Source organism: Latilactobacillus sakei subsp. sakei DSM 20017 = JCM 1157 (genome assembly GCF_002370355.1).
Classification (GTDB): domain Bacteria; phylum Bacillota; class Bacilli; order Lactobacillales; family Lactobacillaceae; genus Latilactobacillus; species Latilactobacillus sakei.
In genome coordinates, this window is sequence record NZ_AP017929.1 from 1860190 (window position 1) to 1877269 (window position 17080).

The 17080-nt window shown below is 39.8% G+C and carries 19 protein-coding genes and 1 tRNA gene; 6 read left to right on the top strand and 14 right to left on the bottom strand.

Going from position 1 to position 17080, the window contains the following annotated elements; genetic code table 11:
• Positions 1 to 17 precede the first annotated feature (17 nt).
• On the bottom strand, positions 18 to 200 hold the full coding sequence (locus LEUCM_RS09375) for a hypothetical protein (RefSeq protein ID WP_025016300.1): 183 nt from the start codon (positions 198 to 200) through the stop codon (positions 18 to 20).
• Between the two features lie 74 nt (positions 201 to 274).
• On the opposite strand from LEUCM_RS09375, the gene LEUCM_RS09380 reads away from it, so the two are divergent.
• Complete coding sequence (locus LEUCM_RS09380) at positions 275 to 1129, top strand: helix-turn-helix domain-containing protein (RefSeq protein ID WP_025016301.1); 855 nt, start codon at positions 275 to 277, stop codon at positions 1127 to 1129.
• Here the strand turns inward: LEUCM_RS09380 and LEUCM_RS09385 are convergent.
• The 3 genes from LEUCM_RS09385 to LEUCM_RS09395 all read right to left on the bottom strand — a co-directional run bounded on the left by LEUCM_RS09385 (position 1126) and on the right by LEUCM_RS09395 (position 3584).
• Positions 1126 to 2043, bottom strand: a complete 918-nt coding sequence (locus LEUCM_RS09385; protein ID WP_025016302.1) for a zinc-binding dehydrogenase — start codon at positions 2041 to 2043, stop codon at positions 1126 to 1128. The genes LEUCM_RS09380 and LEUCM_RS09385 overlap by 4 nt on opposite strands.
• 174 nt (positions 2044 to 2217) lie before the next feature.
• Positions 2218 to 2757 (bottom strand): hypothetical protein, encoded by a 540-nt coding sequence (locus LEUCM_RS09390; RefSeq protein ID WP_025016303.1) that lies wholly within the window; start codon positions 2755 to 2757, stop codon positions 2218 to 2220.
• Between the two features lie 83 nt (positions 2758 to 2840).
• The gene (locus tag LEUCM_RS09395) at positions 2841 to 3584 is read right to left on the bottom strand and encodes an SDR family NAD(P)-dependent oxidoreductase (protein WP_025016304.1); all 744 of its coding nucleotides are present in this window, start codon (positions 3582 to 3584) and stop codon (positions 2841 to 2843) included.
• 79 nt (positions 3585 to 3663) lie between these two features.
• On the opposite strand from LEUCM_RS09395, the gene LEUCM_RS09400 reads away from it, so the two are divergent.
• The gene (locus LEUCM_RS09400; RefSeq protein ID WP_025016305.1) at positions 3664 to 4065 is read left to right on the top strand and encodes a MerR family transcriptional regulator; all 402 of its coding nucleotides are present in this window, start codon (positions 3664 to 3666) and stop codon (positions 4063 to 4065) included.
• Positions 4066 to 4096: 31 nt separating this feature from the next.
• Here the strand turns inward: LEUCM_RS09400 and LEUCM_RS09405 are convergent, their stop codons facing one another.
• The 3 genes from LEUCM_RS09405 to LEUCM_RS09415 all read right to left on the bottom strand — a co-directional run bounded on the left by LEUCM_RS09405 (position 4097) and on the right by LEUCM_RS09415 (position 6131).
• Positions 4097 to 4843 carry an SDR family oxidoreductase gene (locus tag LEUCM_RS09405; RefSeq protein ID WP_025016306.1) on the bottom strand — a complete coding sequence of 249 codons (747 nt, stop codon included), beginning with the start codon at positions 4841 to 4843 and terminating at the stop codon, positions 4097 to 4099.
• 163 nt (positions 4844 to 5006) lie between these two features.
• Entirely contained in the window at positions 5007 to 5387 is a 381-nt protein-coding gene (locus LEUCM_RS09410; protein ID WP_025016307.1) for a winged helix-turn-helix transcriptional regulator, read from the bottom strand.
• A gap of 99 nt (positions 5388 to 5486) precedes the next feature.
• Positions 5487 to 6131, bottom strand: coding sequence for an NAD(P)H-binding protein (locus tag LEUCM_RS09415; RefSeq protein ID WP_016264756.1), 645 nt, complete (start codon positions 6129 to 6131; stop codon positions 5487 to 5489).
• Positions 6132 to 6860: 729 nt separating this feature from the next.
• On the opposite strand from LEUCM_RS09415, the gene LEUCM_RS09875 reads away from it, so the two are divergent.
• Positions 6861 to 6972, top strand: a tRNA-OTHER gene (locus LEUCM_RS09875).
• Between the two features lie 75 nt (positions 6973 to 7047).
• On the opposite strand, the gene LEUCM_RS09420 is transcribed toward LEUCM_RS09875, so the two are convergent.
• Entirely contained in the window at positions 7048 to 8997 is a 1950-nt protein-coding gene (locus tag LEUCM_RS09420) for an adhesive domain-containing protein (RefSeq protein WP_025016308.1), read from the bottom strand.
• Between the two features lie 189 nt (positions 8998 to 9186).
• Positions 9187 to 10146 carry a nucleoside hydrolase gene (locus tag LEUCM_RS09425; RefSeq protein ID WP_025016309.1) on the bottom strand — a complete coding sequence of 320 codons (960 nt, stop codon included), beginning with the start codon at positions 10144 to 10146 and terminating at the stop codon, positions 9187 to 9189.
• 214 nt (positions 10147 to 10360) lie between these two features.
• Here LEUCM_RS09425 and LEUCM_RS09430 point away from each other — a divergent pair, with 214 nt between their 5' ends.
• From LEUCM_RS09430 to LEUCM_RS09440, 3 genes are all read left to right on the top strand, one after another.
• Positions 10361 to 10942, top strand: coding sequence for a glycoside hydrolase family 73 protein (locus tag LEUCM_RS09430; protein ID WP_025016310.1), 582 nt, complete (start codon positions 10361 to 10363; stop codon positions 10940 to 10942).
• Between the two features lie 543 nt (positions 10943 to 11485).
• Positions 11486 to 12070 carry an ATP-dependent Clp endopeptidase proteolytic subunit ClpP gene (gene clpP / locus LEUCM_RS09435; RefSeq protein WP_025016311.1) on the top strand — a complete coding sequence of 195 codons (585 nt, stop codon included), beginning with the start codon at positions 11486 to 11488 and terminating at the stop codon, positions 12068 to 12070.
• A gap of 224 nt (positions 12071 to 12294) precedes the next feature.
• Positions 12295 to 12819, top strand: coding sequence for a DsbA family protein (locus LEUCM_RS09440; protein WP_025016312.1), 525 nt, complete (start codon positions 12295 to 12297; stop codon positions 12817 to 12819).
• 114 nt (positions 12820 to 12933) lie between these two features.
• Here the strand turns inward: LEUCM_RS09440 and LEUCM_RS09445 are convergent, their stop codons facing one another.
• The 5 genes from LEUCM_RS09445 to LEUCM_RS09465 all read right to left on the bottom strand — a co-directional run bounded on the left by LEUCM_RS09445 (position 12934) and on the right by LEUCM_RS09465 (position 17005).
• Positions 12934 to 13389: a MarR family winged helix-turn-helix transcriptional regulator gene (locus LEUCM_RS09445; RefSeq protein ID WP_025016313.1), complete on the bottom strand. Its 456-nt coding sequence runs from the start codon at positions 13387 to 13389 to the stop codon at positions 12934 to 12936.
• Between the two features lie 91 nt (positions 13390 to 13480).
• Positions 13481 to 14425 carry a DNA-binding protein WhiA gene (gene whiA / locus LEUCM_RS09450; protein WP_011374236.1) on the bottom strand — a complete coding sequence of 315 codons (945 nt, stop codon included), beginning with the start codon at positions 14423 to 14425 and terminating at the stop codon, positions 13481 to 13483.
• A gap of 2 nt (positions 14426 to 14427) precedes the next feature.
• Positions 14428 to 15462, bottom strand: coding sequence for a gluconeogenesis morphogenetic factor MgfK (gene mgfK / locus LEUCM_RS09455; RefSeq protein ID WP_016264749.1), 1035 nt, complete (start codon positions 15460 to 15462; stop codon positions 14428 to 14430).
• Positions 15459 to 16343: an RNase adapter RapZ gene (rapZ, locus tag LEUCM_RS09460; RefSeq protein WP_011374234.1), complete on the bottom strand. Its 885-nt coding sequence runs from the start codon at positions 16341 to 16343 to the stop codon at positions 15459 to 15461. Before rapZ ends, mgfK begins: the two co-directional genes overlap by 4 nt.
• 125 nt (positions 16344 to 16468) lie before the next feature.
• Positions 16469 to 17005: a DUF308 domain-containing protein gene (locus LEUCM_RS09465; protein ID WP_016264747.1), complete on the bottom strand. Its 537-nt coding sequence runs from the start codon at positions 17003 to 17005 to the stop codon at positions 16469 to 16471.
• Between the last annotated feature and the right edge of the window lie 75 nt (positions 17006 to 17080).

Below are 17080 nucleotides of genomic sequence, written 5' to 3' on the forward strand. Positions count from 1 at the left end.
AAATAAAAGCGGGATGCTTAGGCATCTCGCTTTTTTTGAGTCTTTCGTACAACTATTTTAATTAAAAGCAATACTAATCCAATTAACACTATCCGTACTAACCAAACCCCAAGTAACATTCCTAACACAGTGACAGCGGCTTTGGTCAACGTCGCTTTGAAAATAAGCATCATAAATAATATGACTAATAACACTGGCATTTTAATTCCTCCCTTTTATTTTAATTTGGGGCATGTTAAATTTAAGCAAATAACATTTTGAAAGGGGCTTAAACTTGATATCAGATACAACTATCGTAACTGCATTGGGGCAGCGAATTGCACTCGAAAGACGTGCACAACACCTCTCTCAAAAACAGTTGGCCGCTGATATTTGTTCACAGCCGATGATTAGCCAAATCGAAAAAGGCACCTACATCCCCAATGCTATTCTCCTAGCAAAAATTTGCCAACGTCTACATCTTTCAATCACTAACGATCTTCTTCATGATTACTTAGTCATTGATAGCCTGCCAGAGTTTGCACCCACCATTCAAGCGCTCTGTAACCAACATCAATACACAAAAATACTTACCTATTTAGATGATGATTCACTAGTTCAACAATTACATCGCCAAGTTGATTTACAAACCTATTATTACTATTATGGTGTGGCGCTTTTCCAAACACAGCAACCTGTCGCTAATAGCTTACGGTACCTGAAACTCGCTTTAGCTGAAACTAGTCATTCTAAAGCGAGCTTGTGGACATCTACCGAAGGCCTTATTCTAGCGGCAATCGCTTATATTGAACAGCGTGAAACACAAATAATCGACACAACCAAATTCGAGCAATTACGTGTCATTCTAAAAACTAACCGCCTCTTATCTTTTGATGAAAATATCAACAGTTTCTACTATTTATATAGTCTAAGCCTATTCGAACATGCTGAATATGCAACTGCATTGTTAATTGCAAATGAAGGCATCGATTGGACAACTGTACATCAATCACATTACATGCTAGCGGATCTCTTTCTAGTCTGTGCTAAAGCTGCCGAACAATTGAGTCAACCTTCAACAGCTGAAGTTGCTTATCAAAAAAGCGAGACTCTCGCTACAATTTTTGATATCACAACCCATTCATTTTAAAACTTTAATAAAATCCGTCCCTGTGAATGCCCATTTTTCGAATCAAAATGGGCTTTTTTAATATCCTCAAAATTATATTCAGCCTGAATATGAGCGCGCAATTGATGATTGGCAAGCATTGCCAATAGTTGTTGATAACCATTAATACCGACTGAACCATTGCTAAATTCAAAGTGCTGGTTTATTTTCATAGGACGAAAAAATGGGATTGATAAGGATAGAATGGCTAATGTCTCATACTGCTGACTAATTAAAGTTAATAAATCTTGTTGACCAACCGTATCGATCACCTTATTAGGCTGCGGAACATTTCGCAATTGTTGGCGTAAATCAGTCTGATAATTCAAGACATAATCGGCACCTAGCGTCCTAACAAAGGCGAGATTATTAGAACTGGCTAACGCAATCACTGTTGCCCCTGCCAATTTCAACAGCTGCACTAAATAGGTTCCCACACCTCCTGAAGCACCGGTAACCAAAACAATGTCGTTTTTGTTAATCCAACTTTTTTGCACCGCGTGTAGTGCCGCATCGCCACCGCCAATTAATGTCGTAGCCGCTTGTAAAGTGACATTTTGTGGCACCTTGAATAATAACGGTGGTACTTGCGAATTGATTATTGTTTTGGCAGCACCGTTAGGTTGAATACCAATCACTGCGCGTCCCACTAATTTCTGATTACGTAAGCGACCAACCTGTTCAACAATGCCGCCAAAGCCATACCCGATAACCATTGGTAATTTAACCGGTCGTATCGCTTTTAAAGCACCCTCACCGGTCAACCAATCATAAGGTAAAACTGGTATAAACTGATTTCGAACAATTACAGATAACGCTGATACTTTAGGATCAGCCATCGTTGTCATTGCAAGGCCAGCTATCCCCGAAAAATCATTTTGCATTATTGCTTTCATTGTAAGCTCTCCTTTTATATCATTGAACCTCTTTACTATACAAAGGTAGTCATCATTTTAAAAATAAGAATACTAATATAAAAAAACGACATAGTCCTAACTTAGACTATGTCGTTCTATAAATTAATAACTTACATACTATTGCGTAATATTAAATTTAATTTAGTTGGTTTTCTAACTTTTTCGATGTGATCTTCGTCGAATTGCCTGCCAAAAATCTGGTGATCGATAAGCCAACATCCCGGTATAGGCTAAACTACTACTTCCCGACAAGGCCCATAGAATCCACCAGTCAAAGGCGTAAATTCTTCTAAATGGTAATAATTCTTCTAGCGCACTGTGCAAAACTTCTTGGGAGAGCTCTGCTGCATCCATTTGGTGGTGCGCTAAAAAAATACTTAACAAAATTTGAATTCCCAAGATTAATCCCCAGCCTAATAGAAACGGCCAACCACCTCTAATGCTAACTTTCGTTTGACCTTGAACATTTTCTAAAGACAGTTGCGCAAACCGACCTTGAAAAGTGCCAATCGCAATTCCCAATAATATAATAACGGTAGCCAACAACAGGTTTGTAGCGTTCAGCTTAAAAGTCGTGACAAACATCAATAACGCGTAGAGTGGTAGTAAAAGATAGCGGAAACGTCTTGGCCGTTCTGCTTTAAACTGGCTATAGCAAAAATAAATAACAATTAAAATTCCAATCAATGACATTTTGTAACCTCTTCTAACAGAATAGGCTTCATTATAGATATCTTCGATTTAGAATACAATCTTTTTTTAATCAGGAAGTATCCCTAATCTTGTGGCCCAAACCGCTTTGCTAACATGCGAACTAACGCATTATCTGGAATCTGATGATAGATTTCAACAAAGTCGCCCGACCGGTGTTTTTTATTTAAAATCGTTTGAATAATTTTTTTGCCAACCACTTCGGCAGAATGCACGAAAGGTCCCGTGACGTTATTATTTAAGTCCGTCGACATAATGCCTGGATGAATCGCATAAATTAATATGTTTTGCGCTTGTTGTTCAAACGAAATCCCCAACGAAGTCGTCATCACATTTTGAGCGCCCTTACTTGTTTTATAGGCGAGTGGGTTCCAAAGATGATTGGCATTAGTTGGCACCGTAATATTGACGATTGTGCCTTGATTTTGATGCAGCAATCCCGTTAATTGGTTAATCAGTAGATAGGTGCCAAAGAAGTTGACTTGCATCGTGGCTTTTAGATCCTCAATCGGCGTTTCATAACCCACGTATTCCTTGCCGGGAATACCCGCATTGTTAATTAGTAATGATAGTTGTGTATGGTTTTGCTCAATTTCAACAGCAGCTGCTTTAATACTAACCTCGTCCATTAAATCGAGTTGCACGAGGCTCAGATTAGTTAGTCCTAATGATGTTAACTGACTAATTGCCTGGTTGCCACGCTCTAAATTGCGGACGCCTAAAATCACTTGCCAACCGTTTTGGCTTAAATTCTTGACCAATTCAAATCCTAATCCTTTATCCGAACCCGTTACTAATGCAGTTTTCATAATTGACTATCTCCTTTGATTTCTTTACAGTATAAACAATAGACCATACTCTAGTGCAAGAAAGAATTGAAAAAATATTATGACATACTCAATTAAACAAGTTTCTCAAATAACCGGCCTCTCAATCTATACGATTCGCTATTATGATAAACAAGGTCTATTACCCTTTGTCAAAAGAGATAGTAGCGGCTACCGAGCCTTTACCGATGCCGACATGTCTCTCATCTATACAATCTGTTGCTTAAAAAATACACAGATGAAAATTGCTGACATCAAGCAATATATTGACTACTGCATGATTGGGCCAGAATCAATTGAAGCCCGCAAGACGCTTCTGCTGAATCATAGAGCAGCGGTCGTTAAAAAGCAACAAGCATTACTTGAAGGCTTGGACGAAATTGACCTTAAACTATCAGTTTACACAGATTCTAATGCTAAAGAAATTATCGGTACCATGTTTACCTATCTTAAAGAACAGTAAAAAAGCCGTGCATTAGCACGGCTTTTTTTGACTAATAATCTCTTTGATCAATCGATCGTAAGATAACTTCATTGATTCCCACGTTAGCTGGTGTATCAATTACATAAACCACGGCGTTAGCCACATCATTGGCACTCAATCCAGTTTCTGATTCACTCTTGTGAACCGCTTCTCTTAATTTCGGATCACTAATTTTAGCGGCCAATTCAGTTTGCGCATGCCCTGGTGAAATTAGTGTTGATTTGATACCTTTACCAACTTCTTCAACTCGTAAGCCTTCCATCACAGCCCGCATCGCATATTTAGTGACTGAATAAACAGACGAACCTTCACCTGTAAAATGGCCCGCAACCGAATCAGTTGTGATAATATGACCACTCTTTTGTTGTTCCATGATTGGTAGTGCGTATTTAATGCCGTATAAGGCACCCTTCAGATTAATATCAATCATTGCTTCCCACTCATCGACTTTACCGTCACGTAACATTGAAACAGGCATTAACCCGGCATTGTTAAACAACACATCGATGCGCCCAAATTTAGTGATTGCAGAATCGATCAAGGCTTTTACATCTGCTAATTGCGTCACATCTGTTTTTTGATAGATAATCTCCGTATCGTATTTAGCAGTCAACGATGCAGCCAATGGTGCTAACATACTTTCACGACGGGCCGCTAAGACCAACTTGGCCCCCTTAGCTGCTAATAACGTAGCTGTTTCTTTACCAATCCCACTTGACGCGCCGGTAATCACGACGACTTTATTTTTAATTGTCATTTTTATCCCTCACTTTTAGTTGATAAGGTTAGTATAGGCGGCTTATCAGAATAAACAATTACGCACTTTCGACTAACTAAGGCACTTTAAAGTAAGTTTTGTGGTATGACAGCTTAAATTAATCAAGACAATTTCAAAAAAATTTTACCAGCTTGTCTTTTCATTAAAGCTCATATTTTTCATGATCTGTGTAAGTCAAATCGACTGCTACACCGCTTTGCTTTAGAAAATCGATTCGGGCTTCACCCCAGTTGGCCATCACGCCTAGAATGGGCACCAATGATTGTCCATATTCAGAAATGGCATACTCAACATGTGGTGGTACTTCATTAAAAATGGTCCGCGTAATAATCCCATCGCGCTCTAGTTCTCGTAGCTGATCCGTCAGCACTTTTGATGAGATTCCTTGAACCGCTCTTTTTAAGTCAGCGGGTCTCTGGGGACCATCCACTAAATGACATAAAATTAATGGTTTCCATTTTGTGCCCATCACCGCTAAGGTCATTAGTACGCCATTTGTATAATGATTTTGTGGTTCGTTCATTAAAGCCACCTCAATTTGATTATGATTGGTCTATCATACCTTAACCGCAGTCAAAAGAAAATCCAACACAAAAAAGAAGGTCGCTATGACCTTCTTTTTTTAGCGGTACCATTCTGGTTTGTCACCATCCGTATTGGGTTTATTTAAGCCCAATGAATCACCAACTGCTTCAGTTGGGTTTTGAATCAAACGGACAACTTCTGCAGCGACGCTTTTTCTGGAAACTTCGGTACCCTTGAAAGTATCCGTGCGGTGTGTGATTTCATAATCGATTTCGTCCTTATCAGATAACCAAGCTGGGCGAATAATTGTAAAGGCTAACCCTGACGTTTCAATTACTTTGGCGGCGGCTGCGTATGTTGGCAAATAACCATCATCTAACATTTGATGGTTCCACTGACCGTATGCCCCGGGAACTTCGTCATAGATGCCGAGTGTTGAGATCCAAATTAAGCGTTTAACCCCCGCTGCTTTCATAGCAGATACAACGGCTTTAGCCTGTGCTTCAATATTAGCGCCCGCTAAATTTGCGTAGACGACTGTGACACCCTTCATTGCTTGGACTAAATCAGCTTGCTGGCTAGCATCGCCTTCAACCAACTGTTCGCGTTGTTGATCTTGGATCGTTAGTCGGTTCGCTTTTCTTAGAAATAACAATAATTGCGCATCCGTTTTAGCTAGCAATTGTGCTCGTGTCAATTGTGCAATCTTGCCATGCGCCCCTAATATTAATACCTTTTCCATTTAAAACGCCTCCTAAATTTATCACTATCTAAAGTGTAGCGACTGCTAACCTTTTTTACAAATAAAAGCACTTACAAAAAGATAGTCATATTTATCTAACAATCGCAATTAAATATTCATACTTTGTTCATATTTAATTGTTATTCTATTTATATCAGATGAACGCCTCCCAAGAATCATCTGATTAACCCGAATCGACATACCTCCCTATGTCGGTTTTCTCCCAGAACCATCCTAATAATAAGCAATCAATTGAAATTCCTCCCAAGAACTTCAATTGCAAGGTCGCTATCTCCCAATAGCTGGCCAACCAAAGATGCGAGGTAAAGGGCCGCTACTCAGCGACTTTTTACCTCGCATTTTTGCTTTCGCATAAAAGCCGTCAATTCGTCTTAATTTCATCTGTGAATCTTCATATTTCGTTCACATTCAATTGGTATTCTTTATACATCAGATAAATTCCTCCCAAGAATCATCTGACGAACGTGAATTTCATTAGACATTCCTCCCTAAAGTAATCGTCTAATTCGCTCCACCAATATGGCGCATCGAAGGCCGTCATATGAAAGTATCAAATTCTACTTAGTTTCATCCGTGAATTTTCACAATTCATTCACATTCAATTGGTATTCTTTATACATCAGATAAATTCCTCCCAAGAATCATCTGACAAACATGAATTTCATTAGACATTCCTCCCTAAAGTAATCGTCTAATTCGCTCCACCAATGAGTTATAGTTTAATCGGTAGAACTGATCATCACTTGAAATTCCTCCCAAGAAAAATCAAGTTAGAGACACTAAATGATGATCAATGCGGGTTCAATCCCCGCTAGCTCGATTTTCCTTCCAAGAAAATACAAAAAGGGTGATCATTATGATCACCCTTTTTTTGTGGCGTTATTCAGATAACTTATTATTTATCACGTTTGATTGGTAATAAGCTCTTAAATAGTGCCACCATTGCGATTAAGAATGCCCCAACCGCTGCCCAGACACCAGTCTTATTGGCGTCTGTTTGTGGTAAATCGCCAGCTTTACTGTTAGCATTTTGACTACCAGTTGTGTCACTAACACCCACATTTGACATATGATGGTTATTTTGACCACTATTCGATCCGTTATTCGTCAAATTATTGACGTTGTTTGAATTCCCTAGTTGCCCATTACCACCATTATTCGTTTGGCCACCATTACCGGCATTATTGTTGCCCGGATTATGACTACCGTTTGAATTACCATTCGTGTTGCCACCGTTACCAGTTCCGCCATTGCCGTTGCCAGAGCCATCCTGGTTATTATCGGCTACTCGAACTGTAACTGGTTGACCATCTTTTTCAAAGTCACCATTATGCGCAATAATCGTGACGATCAATCTTTGACCGGCTTTTAATTGCCCTGTTTTAACGATGAAATTGCCGTTGATATCAACCATACCGTATTTAACGGAACCATCAGGCATTGTCACGCTTGCTTCAAACGTTGTACCTTCAGGGAATGGCTTATTGATAGTGACTTTACCAGTCACTTTCGTATCACCAGCTTTGACTGGGTCAACACTTGGTTTAGCAACCACATAGTTTTCTAGTGGGTTCGTCTCGCCTGGATTGCCGGCTTCAACGGTCACATTAACCTTATCGCTACCCTTTTCGTGATCGCCGTTATGTGCGATTATTTCGACTGTTAATTTGTCACCTGCTTTAACTGCGTCGATTGGCACGTTAAAGTTACCATTTTCATCAACCGCGGCTGTTTTTTGCGTGCCGTCAGCTAAGGTAACTGTCGCTTCAAAACTTGTGACATCTGGAATTGGTTCTTTTAAAATGACGTTCCCAGCGACTGTTGTTTGCCCAGCCACTGGTTGGGTTACCGTTGGTGTTGCCACATCATAATTTTCAATCGGATTAGTCGCAGTCGTTGGAAAATTCAACGTTACTGCTTCCCCTTCTTGCTCAACGGCCGTCAAAATGTCTGCTGAAATTAAGGCATTATTAATCGCAGCTGCTTTAACCGTATCAGTTGGTACACCCGGATCACTAACTGTGGTATGCAAAGTACCGCTAGCCGAACCTAATAAATTACCACTCAAAGCACTATCTAAAATTGTCGACGTGCCCCCGGCAATGGCATCAATAATTGCAAAAAGATCTGCACTTGCTTTTTGAAGCGCTTTCACTAAAGTCTCGATAAGTATATTGTCCGAATGAACGGCTGCGATTGCATCCCGCAAAGTATTAAATAATGCCGCATAGGCTTGATGCACATAACGACCAAAACCTTGCGTAAAGTCGACCGAAATTGTTTTACCATCAGGAGAGACGTTAGCAGTAACCGTTTCTTGATAACTACCTAAATCTTGAACTTTCTTAAGATCATTGAAGGCCGCAACAACTGCTGGAATTTTTAAAGCCTTATCCAAAGCAGTAATTGTTAAACCTAATGCATCAAATAACGTTTTAACACCTGGGACATCGCCAGGTATGATTGGTAAAAGATCAGCTTGAATATCAACTGTACTACCACCAACGACTTTACCCTGAAGCGAAGCGGGTAAGGCGTAAACCAAAACCTTTTTATCCGCAACACCCACTGTTGCAACACCTTGCCCCGTATAATTTAACGATAGATCAAAGTTTCCCTGTGCATTAGGGGTCATTTGTGTCCCCGTTGTCGAGGTCAAACTCGCATTTTGCAAAATCGAAATATCAGCTAAGCCGGCCCGTGGATTCACCTGACTCGCTTGCGCCCGATTTTGATTGATGACAAAGACACTCGCCACCCCAACACCACTATTCAGTAATAACAACGTGCCACTACAGACATATAATGTCCGCCTAAGCAATTTCTTATGACTAACCTTTTTCATTTGGCAACACTCCTTTCGTATAGTTTCAACTTAACATTCACAAAATACAAAAGGTGATTTTATGCTTATGGTAATTATTAGTTATAAAAAATAACACAAAAAAGCCCCCATGACTATATAGCCATAGGTGCTTACTTTAACGCTAATATACGACCTTCATTTTAATAATACTATTTTTTTGCTTGTTAATTATTTTGCTACTTTTAAGAGTTGCCCAATCCGTGTTTTGAACTCAGCTAAAAAGCGTGGTGTATCAACTTGCACACAGACAGCTGTTCTCGTTTTTGGATCGTCCAAACGGGCATTGTCCCCAATTGTCCGACCACGTGAAGGCCCTTCGACCTCTGTTTTCAGATTCAATGGGAAGGTTGTCACAAGGCTTGAATCAATTGCCACTGCAACTGCTAATGGATCATGTAGGGCACAACCATGTAAATGAGGTGATGTTACTTCATACGCCTTAATATAATAATCAACCATATCAGCATAGGCTTTGGCCGCATCCGTTGCAAGTTCCCGCCATTCCTGGGTATCCGTCTTAGTGAAGAGTGTTCTGAGTGTCACATCTAAGCCGACCATCGTGACTGGTAACCCACTCTTGAAAAGTAAATCAGCTGCTTCTGGATCTTGACTAATATTAGCTTCCGCATATGGCGAAACATTCCCACAAACTGTGAGCGCGCCACCCATGATGACAATTTGTCCCACTTTTTGAAGCGTTGGTAAATCCTTTTGAATTGCTAATGCTAAATTCGTCATTGGACCAGTCGCGACAATGCTGAGATCAGCCCCATACTGTTGACAAGCAGCTAATATAAAATCAACAGCTGATTGACTAGCGGCATCCGCATGCGGTTGTGTTAAATGGATTTCGCCGACCCCATCTTGCCCGTGGATTTCCGCACTAATTGGTAACACGCTAAAGTCGTTAGTCGTCGTAGAATGACCAGCCCCTAAATAAACTGGGATTTCTGGATGGCCCAATAAATGTAAGATTTGTTGACTATTGACGACACTTCTTTCCGTCAAAACATTGCCATATTCTGAGGTAATGCCAATTAATTCAACTTCTGGTGAACCCAATGCATAGGCAATCGCCAAAGCATCATCAATCCCAGTATCTAAATCTAAAATCATTTTGTGTGTCATTTTACAACTCCTCCTAAACTTTGTGAACGCTTTTTTGGTACTAACTTTAGTGTACCGCATTGCGCGAACAACGTAAATTCTAAACTGTAATCCAACCGATTATTCTTAAATTTGTTTAAAGTTAACTAAATCACACTAAAATTCGGGGGTATTTTGATTCTTTTACCGTATTATTTGTTAAGCTGAACTTTACTATCAATTGGGAGGCAATTCATTGGCAACAATCACGTCTAAAATACGGATCGGACTAGTTTTCAGTGGCCTATTAGTGCTACTGACTGGCTGTGGCCTACATCAAAGCAGTCAAGCACCCGCTCGAACCTGGGAAACTAACCAAGAAGAACAACAACGGCAAAGTCGCTTCATTAAAAAAATCGGTCAAAATGCTAAATTGGTCTATCAAAAAAAGCATCAGGTTTTACCTAGTATTGTTATCGCGCAAGCCATTATCGAATCTGACTGGGGGCGCAGCGATTTAGCAACCAAGGCCAATAACCTTTTTGGTGTTAAGGGACAATACCAAGGGCAGCAAATCCTAATGAACACCGACGAATACGAAAATAATCAACGAACAACGATTAAAGATTACTTCAAAGTTTACCCTTCTCTTGAAATCGCAATTCAAGATCACAGTAATTTTCTGAGTGTTGGCACTTACGCGACACTCACCAACCTCACTAATTATGCGGAACAAGCCGACCTCTTACAAAAAGCTGGTTATGCCACTGATCCTAACTACGCAACTAAAATTAAAAAGGCAATCCAAGACTATGACTTGGCGGAATATGATGCTTAAATTAGAAAACGCCTGATATCGGTTAATTGATATCAGGCGTTTTCTAATAGAATTGACGAAGGCCACCTATTTCTAGGTGGCCTTCTAATTAATTTCGCATATTAAATTCTGACATAATGTCGGGGCGCCAGTCACTAATTGGCGCCGCTCGCTAGTACTAAATCACTAGCGGTTAAGGCATGTTCATATGCCGGTTTTATTTTTGGGTTAATGCAATTATGTCTCAATTCTTGTGTTTCTAAATATTTTCTCGTTTAAACAGCGTAAGCCGCCTCTTTACACTACTTGTAACTCCAGGGTTACTCCAGTTGATTAAAGTCTTCAAACAATACTTGATACTACAGTGATACGTGCTGATTAACTAATAAATAGTATAACATATTCTGGATTAAATTGCACCCTACATAATTAATCAGTATTTAGGACTTACCATTTGACCATAGTTGACCTTTGCTGTAAAATTTGGTTTATAGATTATTGGGAAGATTGACCAATTACTTTGGTTAAGCCCATCTTCTCAGCTTTATATAAGGAGGCAATTCAATGTTAGTACCGACAGTTATCGAACAAACATCTCGTGGCGAACGCGCCTACGATATTTACTCTCGTTTACTAAAAGACCGGATCATCATGTTATCTGGTGAAGTAAACGACCAAATGGCTAACACAATCATTGCGCAATTACTATTCTTGGATGCGCAAGATTCAGATAAGGATATTTCAATCTACATCAACTCACCTGGTGGTTCTGTGACAGCCGGTTTGGCAATCATGGATACAATGAACTTCATTAAATCTGATGTTCAAACAATCGCTATGGGCATGGCTGCTTCAATGGCCAGCGTTTTACTTTCAGCTGGGACAAAAGGCAAACGTTTTGCATTGCCTAACTCAACAGTCTTGATTCACCAACCTTTAGGTGGTGCACAAGGTCAACAAACTGAAATTGAAATCGCAGCTCGCGAAATTTTGAAGACTCGGAAACGTTTGAACCAAATCTTGGCAGATAATTCTGGTCAAAGCTTCGAAAAATTACAAGCAGACACTGATCGTGATAACTACATGACAGCCCAAGAAGCAAAAGATTACGGTTTGATTGACGACATTATGGTTAACCAACCAAAATAGAGTGCTGACTCAAACGCTTTGACTTTGAGGATTAACAAAAAATGGCAATTATGGTGTTTTTCAACCATGATTGCCATTTTTTGTTTAACCGGAAAAGACAGTTTGAGGAAGCACGTTTTCATTCCGGACATTACTTCAAACAGGACACCTCAAGTTTAAACCTTGTGATGTCCTTTTTTGCTACGTATTTGCTATACTTAGTTTAATACAGAGGAGGTTTTATTATGGATATTAGTGTTATTAAAAGTGATCAAGTGACAACTGAAGGTGGCATTGTCATTGGCCATCCTGAAGCACCCGTCACACTTGTTGAATTTTTGAATTTAGCTTGTCCCTATTGTCGCAAATGGTTCCTCAAATCAGAGGAACAGCTCACTAAGGCCGTCGAAGCCGGTAAAGTACGACGAATCATCAAACCATATAACAAGGATAAAGATGATCTATTAATCGGTAACCTCGCCCATACTTACCTACCCTTCGATCAACCCGCTGTTGCTTTAAACGCCATCCATTTTCTCTACACTCATCAAAAAACGTGGCGCCCTGATTTATCGGATTCTGAATTCGATAAATACATGCAGGCTAACCTTAAACTAAGCCCACTTGATAATACCGTGCAGTTAGCTGCCATTGTTGACGAAGCTCAAGCCGCCAATATCAAATTCGTCCCAACAATCATCGCTGGTGAACACATTTTTGATGAATCAATAACACCAGAAGAACTCGATAGGATTTTACAAGCTAAATAGGTAAAGCGCGCCTTTGATTTGTTCAAGGGCGCGCTTTTTAATATAAAAAAGCGATCAAAGTTCTTTAAAACAAGAACCTCGATCGCTTAATTTTTGCACTCATCATGATTTGCTTTAAGCAAATCGATCAGTGTCTGATTGAATGGCATTTAAATGTTTTTCGACTTCATTCATGCTTTGACGTAAGTCATGATATTTGTCGCTTGTGAAATCTAGGTAGTTGGTACAGTTACCGACACGTTCGTAGATTTCAAGTTTTTGTGATTCTGCTTGATCTGTTAATGAAACATCAACGCGACGTTCATCGTCAGATGTGCGCTTACGATCAACCCAACCATCCGCTTCTAAGCGTTTCAATAGTGGTGTTAATGTCCCACTATCTAATTCTAAATGGTGACCTAATTCCTTAACTGACATTGTCCCATGTTCCCACAATGCTAACATTGCAATGAATTGTGGATAAGTTAAGCCATAAGGTTTCAAGACCTTTCCGTAAAAATGGTTGTAAGCTTTCTGTGCGCGATAAATCGAAAAGCATAATTGCTCATCTAATAATACTGGTTTAATCATATGTTTTCCTCCCCGGAAACCCGTTAGTTTATAGTGTACACAATTTAATTGCGAAAGTCAACGCTTGTGCACTTATTAACGAGTATTTCTTCTAAATGACTTTTTGTTGGTAACCTTCAGCCAATTGATTTAATTTTCTTAAACGATGGTTAATCCCTGATTTTGAGATTGCCCCACTCGGCATCTTTTCACCAAGTTCTTTCAAAGTAATGTCCGGAAATTCCAACCGTAATAATGCAATTTCCCGCAGCTTCGCGGGTAAATTATCTAGTCCTACTGAATCCCTTAAATACTCGATATTTTCAATCTGTTTAGCAGCCGCATCAATCGTTTTATTTAAATTGGCTGTTTCACAGTTAACTAACCGGTTCACTGAATTACGCATGTCGCGTACAATTCGAATGTCTTCAAACTTCAACATCGCATTCGTGGCACCAATCACCTGTAAGAAATCAGCAATTTTTTCCGCTTCTTTCAAATAAGTAATATAACCACTGCGGCGAACCGTTGTTTTAGCGTTTAGCCCAAATCTATTCATCATCCGCACAATATCTTGATTGTGTTCTTCGTAGAGTGAATAAATCTCTAAGTGATACCGACTGGTTTCCGGATTATTAACCGAACCACCAGCTAAAAAGGCGCCTCTTAGATATGAACGTACGCGCTGATCTTCATCAATGATATCTTCTGACACTCGTGTATGAATGGTAAACCCATCTTCAGCAACGATGTTTAAGTCGTTTAAAACCGTGTTTGTATCATATTTGAGTCGCACAATATATTGATTATTTTTCTTTAATTTCATTTTACGGCGAACCAATAACTCTGATTCAACCTGATAGTTTTGCTTCAATAAACTATAAATCCGGCGAGCGATCGCCGGATTTTCTGTCTGCACGTTCAAAACAAATTGATGGTTCATCAAGCTTAATGAACCATTCATTCTGATTAAAGCGGCCAATTCAGCACGTGCATGTTCTGGATGTACTTCGAGTTGCGTTAGCTCTTTTTTTACTTCACTTGCGTATGAAGCCATCCTTATTCACCTCGCTTAGTTGTATTAACCTGAAAGGCAAGATTCATAATTTCACTTGCGACCTTTTGACCATTATGGAAGACACCGTGATTGTCGAGTTTTAAAAAATTATCGGAAATCACTCGGCAACCTAGTTGTCTCAGCCCGTCAAAATCATGTTCGACCGGCCATAAAATTTCATCATATTTTTGATGATCCAAATAATTAGCTGGCACTTGGCCAGTATTGACAAGGACCGTATCCACCACATGTTGCCCTAGATGTTCATTCAAAACCCGGACATGGTCAGCATCAGTGAAGCGTTCTGTCTCACCTTTTTGAGTCATAATATTACAAATATAAATAATCTCGGCTTTGGTTTGCTTAACTGCCTCACCAAGATTTTTAATCATTAAATTCGGTAAAATGCTGGTAAACAAACTTCCTGGTCCAAGGACCACAACATCGGCTGCCATAATCGCTTCGACAACTTCTTGAACTGCGGTTGGTTCCTCTTGATCATTAGGATCCGTCTTCGTCACCCAAACGCGCTTAATTTGCTTGCGCGCTGCGGTAATTTCAGATTCACCTGCCAGTTGTGTCCCATCTTGAAAGGCCGCATTTAACGTTAAGGCCACATTAGCGGCCGGGTAAACATGCCCATCAACAGCCATCATTTCTGAAAGTCGTTGAACCGCATCAAAGATGCCAGATTCCATTTCAGAAAGCGCCGCAATGATTAAATTACCAATTGCATGCCCTGAAAAGAAGGCATCATGTGATTTAAATCTATATTGAAAAATATCGAGCGTTAACTGTGGTAAATCTGATAAAGCCACCAAAACGTTCCGAATATCACCAGGTGGCACAACGTTAATATAATCTCTGATAACACCAGATGAACCACCATCGTCTGCGACCGTTACAATGGCGGTCGCATCCGCATTTTGTTCACGTAAACTTTTTAGAATAACGGGGAGTCCCGTCCCACCACCAATCACAACCACCTTGGGACGACGACCTTTAATCACCCGGATAATGCGATTAGTAGCTGTCATGAGCGGTTCACCGATTCCTTTCGTTTCTTCATATCACGATGCGTCACATCAACTGGATAGTCAACGGCTAAATCATCCGCTAAACGTTGTGCTAATGCAACTGAGCGATGTTGTCCACCGGTACAGCCGATTGCAATCGTAACACTTGTTTTACCTTCTTTAAGATAACCTGGCATGATACTTTTCAATAGTGCTGTCAATTGTTGATAAAATTTTTCTGTTGCAGGTTGTTCCATAACGTAATCTCGGACTGGTTTATCCAACCCGTTTAACGCTTTGAATTCCGCAACATAGTATGGATTAGGCAAAAAGCGCACATCCATCACAATATCAGCATCAATTGGCAAGCCATATTTAAACCCAAATGACATCACTTCGATATGAAATGACGGATTATCAGAGGTCTTAAAGACCCGGAAAATCTGTTCCCGTAATTCGCGAGGTGATAACATTGATGTATTAACCACCATTTGAGATTGGTTTCTAATTTCAGTTAATAATTCACGTTCCTTGTGAATCCCATCCATCAAACGGCCATTGCGCGCAAGTGGGTGCGAACGACGCGTTTCTTTGTAACGGGAAACAAGTTCTTCATCAGAAGCATCTAAGAATAAAATCTTAGTTGTGACAAATTGCGTATTATCAAGACCAGAAAGCATCTCAATAATCCCATCGTAAAAGGCGCGTGAACGTAAATCGATCACTAACGCGATCTTCGTTACCTTACCGGATTCCTTCACTAATTCCCAAAATTTGGGTAACAATGAAGGTGGCATGTTATCAACACAGAAATAACCTAAATCTTCAAAACTCTGCATTGCGACGGTTTTACCCGCACCACTCATCCCAGTAATTACTACTAAATTCAACGTATCTGTCATTAGTCCCCACTCCTCGAATTATCGGTTATTCCATTGTAGCATGCCTGGTGTGTCATTGAAAGTAAACATGACTATAAACATTAAAAAAGTCTAAAACAACTGAATGTTGTTCTAGACTTTTCATTTTATAACCGACGCGCAATCGCGATAACAATCGCGTTGATTCCAACAATCACGAAGTAAAAACCTAATAAGGTAGTCATCGTCACAGCTGCCACCACTGGATTCATTAATAATAATAAGCCCACGATCAATCCTAAAACGTTTAAGATAATCGATAGAATATACAAGCCCATGTTAAATTGCTTCAAATGACTTACATTTAATAACCCGACGATTGCATCTAGCAAGAACCAAATTGCAAACATATAACTCATTGTAAAAATGCCGGCTGGGATATTAAAGATGAATAATAACCCGATGACAATATCTAAAATAGCATTGACCAACATCACGGTCGCCCGAATACCAGTATCTTGTCTTAATTGTCCGTAAACACTAATTTTAGCAATTCCCCGAATAATCGCAGCCACCGCCACAATGATGACTAAGCCAGATAATGTTGCTTTCGGCTTATTTAACAAGAAGTACGCCCCAATTAGGAAAATAATCCCGGTCATTAATTCTGACCAATCAAATCGCCAATCATTTCTTCTAAACATCTTACCACCTCTTCCTATCTAATAAATCTATCATACTTTTTTTGGGACCAATGCTCAATAACTTTCATAAAAAAG

Excerpts from the sequence above, each read along its gene's own strand:
- LEUCM_RS09375 (WP_025016300.1), bottom strand. The coding sequence starts at position 200 with ATGCCAGTGTTATTAGTCATATTATTTATGATGCTTATTTTCAAAGCG.
- LEUCM_RS09385 (WP_025016302.1), bottom strand. The coding sequence starts at position 2,043 with ATGAAAGCAATAATGCAAAATGATTTTTCGGGGATAGCTGGCCTTGCA.
- LEUCM_RS09390 (WP_025016303.1), bottom strand. The coding sequence starts at position 2,757 with ATGTCATTGATTGGAATTTTAATTGTTATTTATTTTTGCTATAGCCAG.
- LEUCM_RS09395 (WP_025016304.1), bottom strand. The coding sequence starts at position 3,584 with ATGAAAACTGCATTAGTAACGGGTTCGGATAAAGGATTAGGATTTGAA.
- LEUCM_RS09400 (WP_025016305.1), top strand. The coding sequence starts at position 3,664 with ATGACATACTCAATTAAACAAGTTTCTCAAATAACCGGCCTCTCAATC.
- LEUCM_RS09405 (WP_025016306.1), bottom strand. The coding sequence starts at position 4,843 with ATGACAATTAAAAATAAAGTCGTCGTGATTACCGGCGCGTCAAGTGGG.
- LEUCM_RS09410 (WP_025016307.1), bottom strand. The coding sequence starts at position 5,387 with ATGAACGAACCACAAAATCATTATACAAATGGCGTACTAATGACCTTA.
- LEUCM_RS09415 (WP_016264756.1), bottom strand. The coding sequence starts at position 6,131 with ATGGAAAAGGTATTAATATTAGGGGCGCATGGCAAGATTGCACAATTG.
- LEUCM_RS09420 (WP_025016308.1), bottom strand. The coding sequence starts at position 8,997 with ATGAAAAAGGTTAGTCATAAGAAATTGCTTAGGCGGACATTATATGTC.
- LEUCM_RS09425 (WP_025016309.1), bottom strand. The coding sequence starts at position 10,146 with ATGACACACAAAATGATTTTAGATTTAGATACTGGGATTGATGATGCT.
- clpP (WP_025016311.1), top strand. The coding sequence starts at position 11,486 with ATGTTAGTACCGACAGTTATCGAACAAACATCTCGTGGCGAACGCGCC.
- LEUCM_RS09440 (WP_025016312.1), top strand. The coding sequence starts at position 12,295 with ATGGATATTAGTGTTATTAAAAGTGATCAAGTGACAACTGAAGGTGGC.
- LEUCM_RS09445 (WP_025016313.1), bottom strand. The coding sequence starts at position 13,389 with ATGATTAAACCAGTATTATTAGATGAGCAATTATGCTTTTCGATTTAT.
- whiA (WP_011374236.1), bottom strand. The coding sequence starts at position 14,425 with ATGGCTTCATACGCAAGTGAAGTAAAAAAAGAGCTAACGCAACTCGAA.
- mgfK (WP_016264749.1), bottom strand. The coding sequence starts at position 15,462 with ATGACAGCTACTAATCGCATTATCCGGGTGATTAAAGGTCGTCGTCCC.
- rapZ (WP_011374234.1), bottom strand. The coding sequence starts at position 16,343 with ATGACAGATACGTTGAATTTAGTAGTAATTACTGGGATGAGTGGTGCG.
- LEUCM_RS09465 (WP_016264747.1), bottom strand. The coding sequence starts at position 17,005 with ATGTTTAGAAGAAATGATTGGCGATTTGATTGGTCAGAATTAATGACC.